At 67.4% G+C, this 19,956-nt stretch carries 2 protein-coding genes and 1 pseudogene; 2 read left to right on the top strand and 1 reads right to left on the bottom strand.

Going from position 1 to position 19,956, the window contains the following annotated elements; genetic code table 11:
* Positions 1–453 precede the first annotated feature (453 nt).
* Positions 454–5,061 (top strand): type I polyketide synthase, encoded by a 4,608-nt coding sequence (locus BHS09_RS18150; protein WP_237080411.1) that lies wholly within the window; start codon positions 454–456, stop codon positions 5,059–5,061.
* Positions 5,062–5,120: 59 nt separating this feature from the next.
* Positions 5,121–18,824, top strand: a complete 13,704-nt coding sequence (locus BHS09_RS18145; RefSeq protein ID WP_140798441.1) for a non-ribosomal peptide synthetase — start codon at positions 5,121–5,123, stop codon at positions 18,822–18,824.
* Here BHS09_RS18145 and BHS09_RS18140 read toward each other — a convergent pair.
* Positions 18,825–19,733 (bottom strand): annotated as a pseudogene (locus BHS09_RS18140) (IS3 family transposase); the annotation flags it as partial.
* Positions 19,734–19,956: the final 223 nt, after the last annotated feature.

The following is a 19,956-nucleotide window of genomic DNA, read 5'->3' as shown; positions in this document are numbered from 1 at the left end:
CGAGCGGCCCCTGGGACGAGACTCGGCGGCGCTTCGATGAAATGAAGGACTGGACGGACTCGCGTCAGGGGGACGCCAGCATCCCAACCACCGGATGCCCGACGCATGCACCTGCCTGCCGCTTGCTCGCCCGCTCTCTCTGAGAACGGCCACTACACTCCAGGTGATTCATCCTGGTCCAGTATGACATTGACTACCGTGGCAACAACAGCCGCATTCCTGTGATAGCAGCCTAGTCCATTTAACGCGGAAAAGCCTCCTGACGCACCTTATAAGTTTTTCCGGTTGAAGCGACTTTCGACTTGAAAGCTGCTTTACTGGGAGCGCTGGGGCCCGCTTCGTTGTTTGCTGTTTCGCGCGCGCCAGGGCCCCGGCGCGTCCCGGAATGGAACCGCTGCGCGCGAGCGTGCGGGACCTCCGACTCCCGAAAAGATCTTGGGGACTCAAGAAATCATGGCTGGCGACACCCACTGGAACGGGCTGGAGATTGCAATCATCGGGATGGCGTGCCGCTTTCCCGGGGCCTGTAACGCCGAGGCGTACTGGCGGAACCTTCGGGATGGCGTCGAGTCCATCACCTTCCTCCAGGAGTCGGAGCTGGAGCCTTCCGTCATGGAGGACCCGGCACTCCGCAAGTCACCGCAGTACGTGCGCGCGGCGGCCCCCATCGAGGGCGCGGACCTGTTCGACGCGGCCTTCTTCGGCATCACCCCCAAGGAAGCCGAGGTGATGGATCCGCAGCAGCGTGTCTTCCTGGAGTGTGCCTGGGCGGCACTGGAAGACGCGGGCTACGACCCCGAGCGCTACCGGGAGCACATCGGCGTCTACGCGGGAGCCCGTACCAATACGTACGTCTTCAATCTCTTCTCCAACCCGGCCGCGCTGGGGATGCTCGGCGCGTTCGAGGTGGGCCTCGGCAATGACCTGGCCTTCCTCAGCACGCGGGTGGCGCACCGGCTCAACCTGAAGGGTCCGGCCTATTCGCTGCACACCGCCTGCTCCACCTCGCTGGTGGCGGTGCACCTGGCTGCCCAGGCGCTCCTGGCCGGAGAATGCCGCATGGCCCTGGCGGGCGGCGTGGCCATCCAGTCACCTCAGCGCACCGGCTACCTGTATCAATTTGGTGGTGTTGCATCGCCAGACGGACGGTGCCGCGCCTTTGATGCGCAGGCGCAGGGCACCCTCTTCGGCAGCGGCGCGGGTCTGGTGGTGCTCAAGCGACTGGAGGACGCAGTGGAGGATGGAGACACCATCCACGCCGTCATCCGAGGCTCGGCCATCAACAACGACGGCGCACAGAAGGCCAGCTTCAACGCACCCAGCGTCCAAGGCCAGTCACGCGTCATCCGCAATGCATTGCTGACCGCGGAGGTGGACGCGCGGAGCATCTCCTATGTGGAGGCCCATGGCACGGGCACCCAACTGGGAGACCCCATCGAGGTGCGCGCGCTCACCCGCGCCTTCAGAACGAGCACGCAGGACACGGGCTTCTGCGCGCTCGGCTCGGTGAAGCCCAACATCGGCCACCTGGATGCCGCGTCCGGCATCGCCAGCCTCATCAAGACGGTGCTCGCGCTGAAGCACCGGAAGTTGCCGCCCACGCTGCACTTCCAGGCGCCCAACCCACAGATTGACTTCGCCGCCAGTCCCTTCTTCGTCAACGCCACGCTGAGGGACTGGGCGCAGGGCCCCTCCCCTCGCCGAGCCGGCGTCAGCGCCTTCGGTATTGGTGGCACCAACGCACACGTCATCCTGGAGGAGGCCCCAGCCGTCGCTCCCACCGCGGACGCCCGTCCCTGGTACGTGCTGCCACTGTCGGCGAAGACGGATACCGCCCTGCATGCCGCGACGGAGGCGCTGGCCACTCACCTGGAACAGCACCCGGAGCAGGCGCTGAAGGACGTGGCCTTCACGCTGCAAGTGGGACGTCAGGCCTTCCAGCACCGCCGCATCGCCGTGGTGAAGGACCGGGAGCACGCCATCCGCGTGCTGCGCGGCGAGGAGCCAGAGCGGCTGGTCACACTGAAGCAGGAGGCGCGAGGCCGCCCCGTGGCGTTCCTCTTCCCTGGGGGTGGCACCCACCACCTGGGCATGGGCGCGGGCCTGTACCGCACGGAGCCCGTCTTCCGCGAGGCCGCCGACGAGGTCGCCAGTATCCTCCGCCCGCACCTGGGCATGGACCTGCGCACGGTGCTCTACCAGGAGCCCCTCCAAGAGGTGCCGGGACTCTCCCGCAACGCGCTCGCGCTGCCCGCTATCTTCCTGACGGAGTACGCCCTGGCGCGGCTGTGGATGTCGTGCGGCGTGGAGCCGGAGCAGATGCTCGGCCACAGCCTGGGCGAGTACGCCGCGGCGTGCATCGCTGGTGTGCTGTCGGTGGAGGATGCGGCGGCCATGGTGGCGCTGCGTGGCCAGCTCATGGATGAGCTGCCGGCCGGGTCCATGCTGAGCATCAGCCTTCCCGAGGCGGAGGTGGTGCCACTGCTGGGCCAGGAGCTGGACCTCGCGGCCGTGAACGGACCCGCGCAGTGCGTGGTCTCCGGTCCGCTGGCGGCGGTGAAGCGGCTGATGGCGGAGCTGACGGCGCGAGGCGTGGAGCACCGCCAGTTGCACGTGGAGGCGGCGGCGCACTCGCGAATGCTGGAGCACGTCCTGCCGCGATTCCACGAGCGCGTGTCCCGTCTGACGCTCCGTCCACCCGAGCGGCCCTACATCTCCAGCCGGACCGGCCAGCCCGTCACGGGGGACGAGGTGACGCAACCTCGGTACTGGGTGGACCACCTGCGCCACTCGGTACGCTTCCGGGACGGCATGCAGGTGCTGCTGGAGGACTCGACGCGCGTCCTGCTGGAGGTGGGTCCCGCGCAGTCGCTGACCGCCGTGGCGAGGCTCCAAGGCGAGCCCGCTGGCGCGCGCACCATCATCTCCTCCGCGCGTCACCCCAAGGACGACCAGCCGGACGAAGCCCTCTTCCTGAACGCGCTGGGACGGCTGTGGCTCGCGGGCGTGGAGGTGGACTGGAGCGGTCTGCACGGAACGGAGTCGGTCCGACGAATCCCCCTTCCCACCTATCCCTTCGAGGGCCAGCGGTACTGGGTCGCTCCGCTGGACCGGTCCGCCGCGCTGCTGGCCTCGCAGACCGCGAGCGGCAGCAAGCTGACCGATATCGCGGACTGGTTCCACCTGCCCTCGTGGCGGCGCACGCCTCCGGCCACGCTCGCCCCCACCGCGCTCGCCCAGCCTCGATGCTGGGTGGTGTTCACCGATGGAGGCCCTTTGGCCTCGCGTCTCGTCTCCCGGTTGGAAGAGGCGGGACAGTACGTCGTCTCCGTGCACGCGGGCGCCGCGTTCTCCCGTGACGGCGAGCGGCGCTTCACCGTGGCGCCGGGAGCACCTGGAGACTACGTCGCGCTGCTGAGCGCCCTGGAGGACCTGACACCCCGTCCCGAAGTGTTCGTCCACCTGTGGAGCCTCACGCCGCAGGACGAGCGCCAGTCCGTGCTGACGCGGTTCCAGGCCGCGCAAGCGTTGGGCTACTACAGCGTGGTGCACCTGGGGCAAGCCCTTACCGGACTGAAGGATGCGCGCCCCCTCCGGGTGGAGGTCATCTCCAACCACCTGTTCGACCCGGACGGCCGAGCGGAGGCGCTGCCGGAGAAGGCGCCCCTGTTGGGCCCCTGCCAGGTGCTGTCGCAGCAACAGGTGCATATCACCGCGCGCGGCGTCGATGTGCTCCTCCCTGACTCCGAAGGCGTCGCAGCACTTGCCGAACAGCTCCTCGCCGAGCTCGCCACAGAGGCACGAGACGTCCGGGTGGCCTTGCGCGGTTCGCGCCGCTGGGTCCAGGAGCTGTCTCCCGTTCGGCTGACAGAGACGGCCGCCCCCGCGCGGCCTCTGCGTGAGCGCGGCGTGTACCTCATCACCGGCGGCCTGGGCCGCGTGGGCCTGCTGCTGGCCAGCCATCTGGCGCGCACGAAGCAGGCGCGGCTGGCGCTGGTGGGCCGCACGCCGCTGCCGCCCCGGCGTCTCTGGGACGATTGGGTTGCCACACAGGGTGAGGACGACGACGCCAGCCTGCTCATCCAGCGCGTGCGTGAATTGGAGTCACACGGTGCAGAGGTGCTCGTCCTGAGCGCCGACGTCTCCAAGCCGCACTGGATGCAGGAAGTCCTGGCCGAGGTGGACCAGCGCTTCGGCGCGCTCCACGGGGTGCTGCACTGCGCGGACCTTCCCCTTGCTCCGCCCGAACGGACCCCGCCCTCCGCGACGAACCCGGACGCGGAGGCCCGTTTCCGCGCCAAGGTGCGCGGCACGTACGTGCTGGAGGACGTCCTGCGCGGTCGGGCGCTGGACTTCGTGATGCTGTTCTCCGCGTCGGCGGCCGTGCTGTCGCCGTTCGGCGACACGCCTTCGACGGCGGCCAACCTCTTCGTGGATGCGTTCGCGGCCCACCGCAGCCGGGACACAGGAACGCCTTGGATGAGCGTGGCCTGGGACCCGTGGCCGCGAGCGGCCGGCGCCAGCGATGCGCGCGCTCCTGACCTTGAGCCGTATGCCATGACCGAGGATGAAGCCACCGAGGCCTTCCAGCGAGTCGTCACCGGCGGTTTGGATGGCCCGGTGATGGTGGCAACGGGTGACGTATCACGGCGACTGACTGCGTGGCTCCAGCGGGCGGTTGCTCTGCCCAAGGTCGCTCGCAAGGTCCGCACCGGAGACGAAGAGCTTCCCTCCAATGAGCTGGAGCGTGTCATCGCGGGCCTGTGGCAGGAGATCCTGGGCGTCGAACAGGTAGCGCGGCACGACCACTTCTTCGAGCTGGGCGGGCACTCGCTGCTCGCCACGCAGGTCGTCGGGCGGTTGCGCTCACGGTTGCAACTGGACCTGAGTCTGGCACTGCTCTTCACGTCGCCCACCGTGGCGGGGCTGGCGAAGGCAATCGCCGACCTCCAGGCGCGGCAACAGGAATCCCTCTATCGCGAGCTGCTCGACCGGGTCACCCGCGTCTCCGAGCAAGAGCTCGCCGAAGAGCTTCGACGCCGCGGCGTGAAGGCCGCGTGAACGGAAGCTCCAGCCCCCGCTGGAGCACCCGATCCCCCACTTTCTGGATATCGACTTCGATGACTGACATCTCTCGGGCCCTCGAGCAGCTTTCTCCCTCGCAGCGCGCCCTTCTCGACCTGCTCCTCCAGGAGCAGCAGTCGGCGCAGCCTCACGCTGCGGCGCCCGTCCTGGTCCGGCGCGAAAGCAACGAGCCCGCTCCGGCATCCTTCCCTCAGCAACGCCTGTGGGTCCTGCATGAGTTGGATCCCAGCAGCATGGCTGCCTACAACGTCCACGTGAGCGTTGAGTTCTTCGGGCGGCTGGACCGGGCCCTGCTCACGCGGTGTGTGAACGAGGTGGTGCGCCGTCACGAATCCCTGCGCACGACGCTGAGGAGCCACGGCGGAGATCCGGTGCAGGTGGTCGCCCCCTCGCTGGAGCTGACCCTCCCGGAAGAGGACCTGTCCGCACTGTCCCTGGAGGCACAGGGAGATGAGGTACGCCGCCGCATCATCGCGGAGGCCAACTTCGAGTTCGACCTCTCCGCCGGACCGCTGCTGCGAGTCGGCATCCTGCGGCTCGATGCGCAGCACACACTGGTGCTGTTGACCCTGCACCACTCCGTAACAGACCAGTGGTCCCTGGGCGTGTTCCTCCAGGAGTTGATGGCGCTCTACAAGGCCTTCGAAGAGGGCCTGCCTTCGCCCCTGCCGGAATTGGAACTCCAATATCCAGACTACGCGCGGTGGCAGCGCGAGCAGCTCGAAACGCGGGAACTGGCCGGTCAGCTCGATTACTGGCGACGGCAGCTCACGCCGCAGCCTCCCGCGCTGGTCGTGCCGTCGGACCATCCCCGACCGGCGCTGAAGACGTATCGCGGCGGGTGGCACCACTTCCGGCTCGAGCCAGAGCTGGCACGGAAGCTCAAGCTGCTGGCGCAGAAGGAAGGCGCCACGCTCTTCATGGTGCTGATGGCTGCCTACCAGACGCTGCTGCACCGCTACAGCGGCCAGCAGGACTTCGCGGTGGGCTCGCCTGTCGCCAACCGCCGGGCGCCCGAGCTCGAACCACTCATCGGCTTCTTCGTCAACATGCTGGTGATGCGTGCGGATGCGTCGGGGGACCCGACGTTCCGCTCGTTCCTGCACCGGGTGCGGCAGGTCTGCCTGGATGCCTACTCACACCAGGACGTGCCCTTCGACAAGCTTGTGGAGGAGCTGCAACCGCCCCGCGACCCCAGCCGCAATCCGTTCTTCGAGGCCGTCTTCGTCCTCCAGAACGTGCCTCAGCCGGCCCTGCGGATTCCGGGCCTGCTCGCGCGCTACGTGGAGTTGGATCTGGGCGCGTCTCAGTTCGACCTGCTGATGGAGCTGCGCGAGGACCGGCCCGACCGGTTCATCGGCCGCATCGAGTACTGCGCGGACCTGTTCGACGCGAAGACCGTCGAACGGATGGAGCGCCACTACGTGCGCCTGCTGGAGAGCGTGGTGGAGAACGCCGACCAGCGACTCTCCGAGCGGCCCCTGCTGCGCACCGAGGAGCGTCAACAGCTCCTGGTCGACTGGAACGCAAAGTCCACGGCGTTTCCACGTGAGACGCCGATTCACTCGCTCTTCTCCGAGCAGGCTGCTCGCACGCCAGACGCCGTGGCGCTCGTCAGCGGTGAGAGCATCGTCACCTATGCGGAGCTGGAGCGCCGTGCGAACCAACTCGCGCATCACCTGCACACGTACGGTGTTTCCCGAGGCACCCGAGTGGGCCTGTGCCTCGAGCGCTCGCCAGACATGGTGGTGGGACTGCTCGCCATCCTCAAGGCAGGCGGCGCCTACGTTCCCGTCGACCACCACTACCCTGCTGAGCGCATCTCCTTGCTGTTTCAGGAGGCCGGCATCGGCGTGCTCGTCACGACGAAGCCACTGGCGGAAGGACTCCCTGCATCCAACAGCAAGCACGTGTGCGTGGACACGGACGCGGACCTCATCGCCGCCTTGCCACACGACGCGCCTCCCTCCGCGGACGTGGGCGGTGAGGACCTCGCCTACGTCATGTTCACCTCCGGCAGCACCGGCCGGCCCAAGGGCGTCTGCATCCCCCACCGCGCAGTCTCTCGCCTCGTCCTCGCCAACCCCTTCATCCACTTCGGCCCTGACGAAGTCTTCCTCCAGCTGGCTCCCGTCGCCTTCGACGCTTCCACTCTGGAGCTCTGGGGTGCGCTGCTTCACGGCGCTCGCCTCGTCCTCGCTCCGCCTCACACGCCTTCTCTGGACGAACTCGCCGCACTGCTGACTCACCACCGCGTCTCCACCCTCTGGCTCACTGCAGCCCTCTTCGAGCAGATGGTGCTTCACCAGGGCAACGCCTTGGCCGGTGTCCGGCAGGTGCTCGCCGGCGGTGACGTGTTGCCTCCTCTGCGCGTCCGTCAGCACCTGGAGCGCATTCCCCTCGGCACCGTCCTCGTCAACGGCTACGGCCCCACTGAGAACACCACCTTCTCCGCCACACACTCCCTTCGCGCGGGTGAGGCCTTCGGCACCTCTGTCCCCATTGGCAGGCCCCTAGGGCACTCCTCCGCCTTCGTCCTCGACTCGCGCATGGAGCCCGTCCCTGTCGGCGTCCCTGGCGAACTCTTCGTCGGTGGCGACGGCCTCGCATGGGGCTACCTGAACCGCCCGGAGTTGACGGCTGAGAAGTTCCTCCCTCACCCCTTCTCCTCCGCCCCGGGCGCTCGCCTCTACCGCACCGGCGACCGCGCCCGCTGGAGGGCCGACGGCTCGCTGGAGTTCCTCGGCCGCTCCGACTTCCAGGTGAAGGTGCGCGGCTTCCGCATCGAACTGGGCGAAATCGAATCCGTCCTCCAGCAGGCCCCGGGCGTCCAGGAGGCCGTCGTCCTCGCTCGTGAAGACGCTCCTGGCGACAAGCGCCTCGTGGCTTACTTCGTGCCCACCGCCGCAGCGCGGTCAGAAGAACAGGCCGCGAATGCCGTGGGCGGCATCCGCACATTCCTCAAGGCGCGGCTGCCCGAATACATGCTGCCCGCGGTGTTCATGCCGCTGGAGGACCTGCCGCTGTCCCCCAACGGAAAGGTGGACCGCAAGGCGCTGCCCGCCCCGTACGCGGACCTGAATCGGACAGGAACCCCGTTCGAAGCACCGCGGAACGCCTCCGAGCAGACCCTTGCCGATATCTGGGCCGAGGTCCTGGGCCTCCGTCAGGTCGGCATCGACGACAGCTTCTTCGAGCTGGGTGGCGACTCCATCCGCAGCATCCAGGTCATCGCGAAGTTGCGGGAACAAGGCCTGGAGCTGCCCACGCTGGAGTTGCTCCAGCACCCGACCATCCGCGAACTCGCCGGTGTCATCAAAGCCACGAGCGTGGCCCCCGCGAGCCAGATCGCACCCTTCAGCCTCGTGTCCGAAGCAGACCGTCAGCGGCTGCCCAAGGACGTGGAAGACGCCTACCCGCTGGCCGCACTCCAGTCAGGCATGTTGTTCGAGAGCGCGCTGGATGCCTCAGCCGGCATCTACCACGACATGTTCAGCTTCCATGTGGAGATGGCGCTGAACGAACCGCGGCTGCAACAAGCCTTCCGGGAACTGTTCGCGCGTCACGCCATCCTGCGCACGTCGTTCCACCTGGACGGCCATGAAGAGCCCCTCCAGTTCGTCCACCGTGAAGTGGAACCGCCGCTGAAGTTCGAAGACCTCCAGCACCTGGAGGCGACCCAGCAAACGGCCTACTTGCAGGCGTGGGCGGAGAAGGAACGCGTTCAGCCGTTCACCTGGAACCAGGCGCCGCTGATGCGGCTCTGCGTGCATCGCCGGTCGGAAACCACCGTCCAGCTGACCATCGTCTTCCACCACGCCATCCTCGATGGCTGGAGCGCCGCGACCCTTCTCTCGGAACTCTTCGGCCGCTACCTCGAATTGCTGGAGGGCACTGACGCCCCCGCCGCGCCGACCCCGGCCGCCACCTACCGGCAGTTCGTGGCCTTGGAGCGCGAAGCCCAGAACTCCCATGAGAGCGAGCGGTTCTGGCTGCGGCGCATGGATGGCGTGGACGCAGCAAGTCCGCGCCCGCTCCGGTCCCGGGACGACGAGCGCGTGCTGCACACCCACGACGTGCGCATCCCTGTTCCGCTTCAGCAGGCATTGCTGCGCGTGGCTCACGAGGCGGGTGTGTCCCTCAAGACGGTGCTGCTGGCCGTGCATCTGCGCGTCCGGGGCTTCGTCGAAGGAAGCACGTCCGTCGTCACCGGCATCGTCACCAATGGTCGTCCGGAAGTCGTCGATGGCGAGCGGATGATTGGCCTGTTCCTCAACAGCGTGCCGTTCCCGGTGACGCTGCCTGGAGGCACATGGCTGGAGCTCATTCAACAGATCGCGAAGCATGAGCAGGAGTTGATGCCACACCGCCGCTACCCCATGGCGCGGCTCCAGCAGAAGCGCGGCGGTCAGCCTCTGTTCGACACGCTCTTCAACTTCATCCACTTTCACGTCGCGGGAGGGCTCTCCCAACAGAAGGGGCTGCGCTTCGTGGACGAGATGCTGGGCGCCGCCTGGATGGAACTCCCGCTGGGCGTCACCTTCACCCAGGATCCCGACACCTCGTCGCTATCGGTCTCCATCGCCACCACGGGCACTCGGCACGAAGCGGAGCGAACGCGGAAGTTGGGGCAGTACTACCTGCGCGCACTGGAAGCCGTGGCCGCGGGACCAGGTGGCCGCTACGAGCAGGCAGCGCTGCTCCCACCGGCCGACCGCGACACGCTGCTGGAGGCGTGGAATGCCACGCGCCGAGAGGTCGCCTGGGAAGGATGCTTGCACGAGCGGTTCGAGGACCGTGCGGCCCTTTTTCCCGATGCGCTGGCCGTGCTGGGTGATGAGCACTCACTCACCTATGCCGAACTCAACCGTCGGGCCAACCAGCTCGCCTGGGCCCTACGTGCCCGAGGCGTAGGGCCCGAGGTCCGCGTGGGCCTGTGCATGGAGCGCTCGGTCGACATGGTCGTCGGCGTCCTCGCCATCATCAAGGCAGGCGGCGCCTACGTCCCCATGGATCCGGCATATCCCGCCCAGCGCCTGGCCTACATGCTGAGCGACTCGAATGTCGGCTGCGTGCTCACGCAGCAGCGAGTCGCGGACAAGCTCGCCGGGCACATGGTGGAGGTCCTCTGTGTGGATGACGCAGGGCTCGTGATCGGTTCACGGGACGCGTCCAACCCGCCGCGACTCAGCCGGCCCCAGCACCTCGCCTACGTCATCTATACGTCGGGTAGCACCGGCATGCCCAAGGGCGTCATGGTGCAGCACGCCTCGGTGATGAACCTGCGCGCGGCGCTGGCAGCCACCGCCTACGCAGGTGTGGACAAGCCCCTCCGCGTCAGCCTCAATGCGTCGCTGTCCTTTGATGCGTCCGTTCAGCAGTTGGTGCAGCTCGCGGACGGACATGCGCTGTGCGTGGTGTCACAAGCGACACGCGAGGACACCCGCCTGATGCTGGCGTGGTTGAGGCGGCATTCCGTGGACGTCCTGGACTGCGCTCCCTCACAACTGCGGCTGCTCCTGGACGAGGGCCTTGCGGCACACAGCCCCTTGCGCGTACTGGCTGGCGGCGAGGCACTGGACGAGTCGCTCTGGGTCCGGCTCTCCGCCCATCCCCACATCGAGTGCTTCAACGTCTACGGCCCTACGGAGTGCACCGTGGACTCCACGCTGCGTCCCGTGCGCGGAGCGTCCCTGCCTCCTTCGCTGGGCGGTCCGTTGGCGAACGCTCAGACCTACGTGTTGGACGCGTACCTGCAGCCAGTACCGGCAGGTGTGCCAGGCGAGCTCTACATTGCTGGAGCGGGCCTGGCGCGTGGCTACCTGAATCGTCCTGAGCTCACCGCCGAGCGGTTCATTCCCAATCCCTTCAGCACGGCCCCCGGCGCCCGCCTCTATCGGACGGGAGACCGGGCTCGCTGGTTGCCCCAGGGCGAACTCGAGTTCCAGGGCCGCATCGACTTCCAGGTGAAGGTGCGAGGCTTCCGCATCGAACTGGGAGAGATTGAGTCCGCGCTGCGCCAACACCCCGCGGTTCGCGACACCGTGGTCCTGGTCCGCGAAGACACGCCAGGGCTGCAACGCCTGGTGGCGTACGTGGTCGGGGAGGCGGAGGCCACCACCGTCGTGGACTCTGGTACGTTCCGCGCGCTCCTCAAGGAGCGGCTGCCCGAGCATATGGTGCCCTCGGCCTTCGTCACATTGGAGGCCCTGCCACTCACCCCCAATGGCAAGCTGGACCGCAAGGCACTGCCGGCATCGGAAGTTCCTCGGCACGCCGCCACGCGCCCGCTCAGCACGGAAACGGAGCGTCGTGTCGCCGCCCACTGGGCCACGCTGCTGCATGTCGAGACGGTGAACGCCGAGGATGACTTCTTCGCACTCGGGGGCCACTCGCTCCTGGCCACCCAGTTGGTGACGCGGCTGCGGCAGGACTTCGACGTAGACCTGCCGCTGCGGGCCCTCTTCGAGCAGAGCACGGTGGCGGCGCTTGCCGCGCGTCTGGATTCCGAGCGGGCTCGCGGCACCGCGAGTGCCCTGCCGCCCATCCGTGCCGCGCCACGCGATCGTCCACTGCCCCAGTCCTTCGTCCAGCAGCGGCTGTGGGTGATGGAGCAACTGACGCCCGACACCGCGACGTACAACAACCCCGCGGCGGTGGCCATCGACGGAGCGCTCGACATTCGCGCGATGGAGCAGTCCCTGTTGCGGGTGGTGCAGCGACACGAGGCGCTGCGCACGACGTTCCGGAACGAGGGGGACTTGCCCGTACAGGTCGTCCATCCGCTCAAGACGCTGGAGTTGCCCATCACGGACATCTCCACCCTGCCCGAAGGTGAGCGTGATGCCCGGGCCCGACAGCTCGCGAACGAGGAGGCCCATCTCCCGTTCAACCTGGTGCGCGGCCCGCTCTTCCGGGCGCGCTTGCTCCGGCTGGCTTCGGACAGGCACGTCCTGTTCGTCACGATGCACCACATCGTGTCCGATGGCTGGTCCGTGGGCGTGCTGGTGCGGGAGGTGGCGGAGGGCTACGAAGCCGCCGTCCAGGGCCGCGAGGTACAGCGCCCCCCGCCTTCGGTGCAGTACGCCGACTACGCCCTCTGGCAGCGAGAATGGATGCAGGGGCCGGTGCTGGAGTCACGGCTGAACTACTGGCGTGAACAGCTCGCTGAAGCCCCCGCGGCCCTGGAGCTGCCTACCGACAGGCCGCGCCCGGCGGTGCAGACGTACCGGGGAGCGCTCCTCCCGGTGAAGATGCCCGCGAAGCTCTCCGAGCCTATGACTGCACTGGCGCGCCGTCATGAGGCGACGCCCTTCATGGTCCTGCTGGCGACCTGGCAGTTGCTGCTCTCTCGCTACTCTGGTCAGCAGGACATCTGCGTCGGTTCGCCCATCGCGGGCCGCACCCGGCCGGAGCTGGAAGAGCTCATCGGATTCTTCGTCAACACGCTGGTCTTCCGGGCCCGCATGTCGCCGGAGCTCACATTCCGTGAGCTGTTGGCCCAAGTAAAGGCGGCGGCGCTGGGCGCGTCCGAACACCAGGACGTGCCGTTCGAAAAGCTGGTCGAGGTGCTGCAACCCGCGAGAGACCCGAGCCGCTCGCCGCTCTTCCAGGTCACCTTCACCCTGCAGAACACGCCGCCCGTACGACTGGAGTTGCAGGGGCTATCGTTGCGTGTGCTGGAGACGGAGCTGGAGACCGTCAAATTCGACTTGAGTCTCTTGCTGGAAGAGTCCCCGGAAGGGCTCTCCGGCGCGCTGAACTACAACACCGACCTCTTCGATGCCTCCACCGCCGAGCGCATGATGGGGCACTTCCGCACGCTGCTGGAAGCCATCGTCACGGATGAGAACCAGCGTCTGGCCGAGTTGCCCCTTCTGCGCACCGAGGAGCGTCAGCAACTCCTGGTCGACTGGAACGCGACGTCCGCCGTGTTCCCGCGCGATACGCCGATTCACGTTCTCTTCTCCGAGCAGGCGGCTCGCACGCCAGACGCCATGGCGCTCGTCAGCGGTGAGAGCGTCGTCACCTACGCGGAGCTGGACCGCCGCTCAAATCAGCTCGCGCACCACTTGCGCGCGTATGGTGTTTCCCGCGGCACCCGCGTGGGCCTGTGCCTGGAACGTTCGCCGGACATGGTGGTGGGCCTGCTTGCCATCCTCAAGGCAGGCGGCGCCTACGTGCCCATCGACCACCACTACCCCGCTGAACGCATTTCCTTGCTGCTTCAGGAGGCCGGCGTCAGCGTGTTCGTCACGCAGGAGTCGCTCGCCGATGAGCTGCCCAGCTCGGGCGGGTTGATGGTGTGCGTGGACACGGACGCGGACGTCATCACCGCATTGCCTCATGACGCGCCTCTGCCCGTGGCCGTAGGCGGTGATGACCTCGCCTACGTCATGTTCACCTCCGGCAGCACCGGCCGGCCCAAAGGCGTCTGCATTCCTCACCGCGCCGTCGCCCGGCTCGTTCTCGAAAACCCTTTCATCCACTTCGGCTCTGACGAAGTCTTCCTCCAACTGGCTCCTGTCGCCTTCGACGCTTCCACTCTGGAGCTCTGGGGCGCGCTGCTTCACGGCGCTCGCCTCGTCCTCGCTCCGCCTCACACGCCTTCTCTGGACGAACTCGCCGCGCTGCTGACTCACCACCGCGTCTCCACCCTCTGGCTCACCGCTGCCCTCTTCGAGCAGATGGTGCTTCACCAGGGCAACGCCTTGGCCGGTGTCCGGCAAGTCCTCGCTGGCGGTGACGTGTTGCCGCCGCTTCGTGTCCGCCAGCACCTGGAGCGCATTCCCCAGGGCGCCGTCCTCGTCAACGGCTACGGCCCCACTGAGAACACCACCTTCTCCGCCACCCACTCCCTCCGCGCAGGCGAGGCCTTCGGCACCTCCGTCCCCATCGGCAGGCCCCTGGGACACTCCTCCGCCTACGTCCTCGACTCGCGCATGGAGCCTGTCCCTGTCGGCGTCCCTGGCGAGCTCTTCGTCGGTGGCGACGGCCTCGCGTGGGGCTACCTCCACCGTCCGGAGTTGACGGCCGAGAAGTTCCTCCCGCACCCCTTTTCGGAGTCGCCCGGCGCTCGCCTCTACCGCACCGGCGACCGCGTCCGCTGGAAGGCCGACGGATCGCTGGAGTTCCTCGGCCGCTCCGACTTCCAGGTGAAGGTGCGCGGCTTCCGCATCGAACTGGGCGAAATCGAGGCCGTCCTCCAGCAGGCTCCAGGTGTCCAGGAGGCGGTCGTCCTCGCTCGTGAGGACGCTCCTGGCGACAAGCGCCTCGTGGCCTACGTCGTGGGCGAAGACGGCGTGGAGTCTGTAGAGCCCCGTGCCCTGCGCGATCACGTCCTGCGCAAGCTGCCCGAGTACCTGGTCCCTGCCATCTTCATCCCGATGGAGTCCCTGCCGCTATCGGCAAACGGGAAGGTGGACCGCAAGGCCCTGCCCGCCCCCGACGCGGACCGAGCCCTGATGGGTGCCCCCTTCGAGGCACCACGGGATGCCTCCGAGCAGGCCATCGCCGATATCTGGGCCGAGGTCCTGGGCCTCCGCCAGGTCGGCATCGACGACAGCTTCTTCGAGCTGGGCGGCGACTCCATCCGCAGCATCCAGGTCATCGCGAAGCTGCGCGAACGGGGCCTGGATCTGCCCATCATGGAGCTGCTGCAGCACCCAACCATCCGCCAGCTCTCCGGCGCAGTGAAGCACACCGAAGGGTCCGCCCCTGCCGCACATGACGTGGCCCCCTTCGGCTTCGTGTCCGAAGCGGACCGCAAGCGGCTGCCGGAAGACGTGGAGGATGCCTACCCTCTGGCCGCGCTCCAGTCGGGCATGCTCTTCGAGAGCGCGCTGGATGCCTCGGCCGGCATCTACCACGACATGTTCAGCTTCCACCTGGATCTGGAGCTACACGAGCCGCTGCTACGTCAGGCGTTTCAGGAACTGATTGCGCGTCACGCCATCCTGCGAACCTCCTTCCATCTGGATGGCTACGAGGAGCCCCTCCAACTCGTCCACCGTGAGGTCAAGCCGCCTCTGCGCATCGAAGACCTTCGGCATCTGGAACCCTCCCAGCAGGACGCGTTCCTGCGGGAGTGGGTGGAAGCGGAGCGCATCAAGCCCTTCGAGTGGACCCAGGCGCCCTTGCTCCATGTCGCCGTGCATCGCCGCACAGACCGCAGCGTTCAGCTGACCATCGTCTTCCACCACGCCATCCTCGATGGCTGGAGCGCCGCGACCCTGTTCTCGGAGCTCTTCGGCCGCTACCTCGAATTGCAGAACGACTCCAACACGCCCCCGGCACAGCCCCTGGCTGCGACCTACCGCCAGTTCATTGCGTTGGAGCGTGAGGCCCAGCAGTCCGCGGAGAGTGAGCGTTTCTGGCTGAAGCGCATGGAAGCCATAGACTCGCCAAGTTCCCGCCCGAACCGGGCCAGGGACGACGAACGCGTACTGCACAACCACGACGTGCGCATCCCCGCTCCTCTCCAGCAGGCCTTGGTACGCGTGGCCCACGAGGCGGGCGTGTCCCTCAAGACGGTGCTGCTGGCCGTGCATCTGCGCGTCCGCGGCTTCGTCGAAGGCAGCACCTCCGTCGTCACCGGCATCGTCGCCAACGGCCGCCCCGAAGTCGTCGATGGTGAGCGGATGATTGGCCTGTTCCTCAACAGCGTCCCCTTCCCGGTGACGCTGTCTGGAGGCACATGGCTGGAGCTCATCCAGCAGGTCGCGAAGTATGAGCAGGAGTTGATGCCGCACCGCCGCTACCCCATGGCGCGGCTCCAGCAGAAGCGCGGCGGCCAGCCGCTGTTCGACACGCTCTTCAACTTCATCCATTTCCACGTCGCGGGAGGGCTGTCCCAGCAGAAGGGCCTGCGCTTCGTGGACGAGATGCTGGGCGCCGCCTGGATGGAGCTGCCGCTGGGCGTCACCTTCACCCAGGACCCGGACACGTCGTCGCTGTCGATTTCCATCTCCAATACGGGCACACGGCACGAAGCGGAGCGGACGCGGGAGTTGGGGCAGTACTACCTGCGCGCGCTGGAGGCCATGGCCGCGAGCCCAAGCAGCCGCTACGAGCAGGCGGCGCTGCTCCCACCGGCCGACCGCGACACGCTGCTGGAGACGTGGAATGCGACGCGCCGGGAGGTCGCCTGGGAAGGCTGCTTGCACGAGCGGTTCGAGGACCGCGCGGCCCTTTCTCCCGATGCCCTCGCCGTGCTGGACGATGAGCACTCGCTCACCTATGCCGAACTCAACCGCCGCGCCAACCAGCTCGCCTGGACGCTGCGCGCTCGTGGTGTGGGTCCCGAGGGTCGCGTGGGCCTGTGCATGGAACGCTCGGTGGACACGGTCGTCGCCATCCTCGCCATCCTCAAGGCGGGCGGAGCCCACGTCCCCATGGAGCCGGCCTACCCCGCCCAGCGCCTGGCCTACATGGTGAGCGACGCAAACGTTGGCTGGGTCCTCACGCAGCAGCGCGTCGCAGACAAGCTCGCCGGGCACAAGGTGCAAGTCCTCTGCGTGGACGACGCCGCTCCCACGAACGAGCCGCGGTCCGAATCCAATCCACCGAGGCTCAGTGAACCCGAACACCTCGCGTACGTCATCTACACCTCAGGCAGCACTGGCAAGCCCAAGGGCGTCATGGTGCAGCATGCCTCGGTGATGAACCTGCGCGCTGCGCTAGCGGCCACCGCTTACGCAGGCGTGGACAAACCCCTACGGGTCAGTCTCAACGCGTCACTGTCCTTCGACGCCTCCGTACAGCAGTTGGTGCAGCTCGCGGATGGCCATGCGCTGTGCGTGGTGCCGCAGACCGCTCGCAAGGATGCGCGCGTCATGCTGGCGTGGCTGGATCAGCATGACGTGGACGTCCTGGACTGTGCCCCGTCGCTGCTGCGCCTGCTGCTGGACGAGGGCCTCGCGGCCCACCGGCCCTTGCGAGTGTTGGCCGGGGGCGAGGCACTGGACGAGGCGCTCTGGGCCCGGCTCTCCGCCCATCCCCACATCGAGTGCTTCAACGTCTACGGCCCCACCGAGTGCACCGTGGATTCGACCCTTCGCGCCGTGCGTGAGGCTCCGCTGCCTCCAACCCTGGGCGGCCCGCTGGCGAACGCACGGGCCTACGTGCTGGACGCACACCTGCAACCGGCTCCCGTGGGTGTGCCCGGAGAGCTCTACATTGGTGGCGCAGGCCTGGCACGTGGCTATCTGGATCGGCCGGACCTCACCGCCGAATGCTTCATCCCGGACCCGTTCAGCACAGTTCCGGGTGCCCGCCTCTACCGGACCGGAGACCAGACGCGATGGCTACCCCAGGGCGAACTCGAATTCCTGGGCCGCATCGACTTCCAGGTGAAGGTGCGCGGCTTCCGCATCGAACTGGGAGAGATTGAGTCCGCGCTGCGCCAACACCCCGCGGTGCGCGACACGGTGGTCCTGGCGCGCGAGGACGTGCCAGGCATCCAGCGCCTGGTGGCATACGTCGTCGCGGAGCCCGCCGCCACCGTGGACTCCGGTACGTTCCGGCCGTTCCTCAAGGAGCGGCTGCCCGAGCACATGATGCCCTCGGCCTTCGTCACCCTGGAGGCCCTACCACTCAACACGAGCGGCAAGGTGGATCGCAGGGCACTTCCGCTACCCGAGGAAACGTCTACGCGGCATGAGGCCTACGTCCCGCCACGCGACGCATACGAGCTTGAGTTGGCGCGTCTCTTCGAGGAACTGCTCGGTGTCTCGCCAATCAGCGCGAAGAGCGACTTCTTCGAACTGGGCGGTCACTCACTGCTCGCGGTGCGGCTGCTGTCCATGCTGCGAGCGCGAACGGGTCGTACGCTGCCAGCCGCGGCACTCTTCCAGGCCCCCACTGTCGAGGGGCTGGCCGCCTTCCTCCGGCGCGAACCCGCGCCTTGGACGCCGCTCGTTCCCATTCAGCGAAGTGGCTCGCGAGTGCCCTTCTTCTGCGTCCACCCGGTGGGAGGCACGGTGTTCTGCTACACCGAGCTGGCGCGGAGGCTCGGCCCTGACCAGCCCTTCTACGGCTTGCAAGCCCAGGGGCTGGAGGGAACGCTGCCGCCGAACGAGTCCATCGATTCCATGGCGGCCAGCTACGTGGACGCGATCCGCACCGTGCAGCCCCAGGGGCCGTACCGCTTGGGAGGATGGTCACTCGGAGCCGTCATCGCCTTCGAGATGGCACTCCTGCTACGGAAAAGTGGTGAGACGGTGGACGTCCTTGCCCTGATTGAGCCCAGTTCCACCTCGCTGGCCCAAGGCGTCACGGCCGACGACGACATGGCCGCGGCGACGATGTTCGCGCTGGACCTGGCGCGCACGGCGGGAATCTCTCCATCGACGATCTCGGATGGTTCCGTGAGCGACGCGAAGGCACTGCTGGAACGAGTGCTCCAGGAGGGCCGCGACGCGGGTGTCTTCATCCCAGACGCCGGCATGGCCCAACTCCACGCGTTGCTTCGTGTCTTCACCGCCAATCTTCGTGCGCTCCAACAGCATACGCTAGGCGCCTTCCCGGGCACTCTCTACGTCCTATGCGGCAGCGACACGGAACTGGAGCCTTCCGAGACGGAAGACCGTGGATGGAGCCGCCACGCAGCTCAGTTGGTGGTGCGCGTCATTCAAGGAGATCACTACAACGTCCTACGGGCCCCCAGAGTCGATGCGCTCGCAAGCGTGCTGACCGAGCTTCTGACTCGTGAGCTTGGCCCGGTTCGGTGGACAGGTTGACTATGCTGCCAGCCTCTTCGTTGCGGCCATCCGCTCGTACTCGGCTGGGCTGACGTAGCCCAGCGACGAGTGGCGACGCTTCCGGTTGTAGAATACCTCAATGTACTCGAACAGTGCCCCCTTGGCCGCCGTGCGTGTCTCGAAGCGGGTGAGGTAGACCAACTCCTGCTTCAGCGTGGAGAAGAAGCTCTCTGCCACGGCGTTGTCCCAGCAGTTGCCCTTGCGCGACATGCTGCACGCAATGCCGCGCTCCTCGAGCAATTGGCGGTAGTCCTGACTGGCGTATTGGCTGCCGCGGTCCGAGTGGTGCAGTTCGGGAGCGGAGTGGCCCAGCAGCGCCATGTCGAGCGCACTCAGCACCAGCGCGCGGTCGATTCTCTCGCCCATCGCCCAGCCCACCACCTTGCGGCTGAAGAGGTCCAAGAGCACGGCCAGGTACAACCAGCCATCCTCGGTCCAGACGTAGGTGATGTCGCCCACCCAGGCGCGTGCGGTCTGTCCGGGTTGGAAGTTCCTCTCCAGTGAATTCGGAGCCACGGGGTGGCGATGCGCGGAGTCGGTGGTCCGCACGAATCGGCGCCGAGTACGAGCGCGCAGCCCTGCCTGGCGCATCAGCCGAGCCACGCGCTTGCGCGCCACCCGCCGGCCTCGCGCCTTCAGTTCCGCATGCACACGCGGGGCGCCGTACGTACCCCGGCTCTCTTGGTGCACGGCCAGCACCTCGACGCCGAGGGCCTGGTCGCTCTTCGCGCGCTCGGACTGCCCGGGACGCTTCACCCAGGCGTAGTAGCCACTGCGGGAGACGCCCAGGTGACGGCAGAGCGTGGCGACTGGAAAGAGGGCCTTCTTCGCGTCGATGAAGGCGAATTTCACTTCATCTCCGTCGCGAAGAAGGCCGCCGCATTTTTTCTACGCCGGCAAAGCTCTCCTGAGCTCCCGCTCAATCGCTGCGAGGTAGGCGTTCGGATTGGCCCGGAATCGACGGCCCAAGACTCGCGCGTGTTGCCGTCTTCGAAGGGAGGCACGCAGCTTCCTCCACGCGATGATGTCTTTGGGGGCCAGTTCCGCGCCGACAGTGGGGGCAAGTCGGGTCGCCACTGCGGCGACGACTCGCACCTGTCCGCGCACCACC

Origin of the sequence: Myxococcus xanthus (assembly GCF_006402735.1) — a bacterium.
Taxonomy (GTDB): domain Bacteria; phylum Myxococcota; class Myxococcia; order Myxococcales; family Myxococcaceae; genus Myxococcus; species Myxococcus xanthus_A.
The sequence above is the reverse complement of the archived record's forward strand: the minus strand, read 5'-3'. Positions and strand labels throughout refer to the sequence as shown.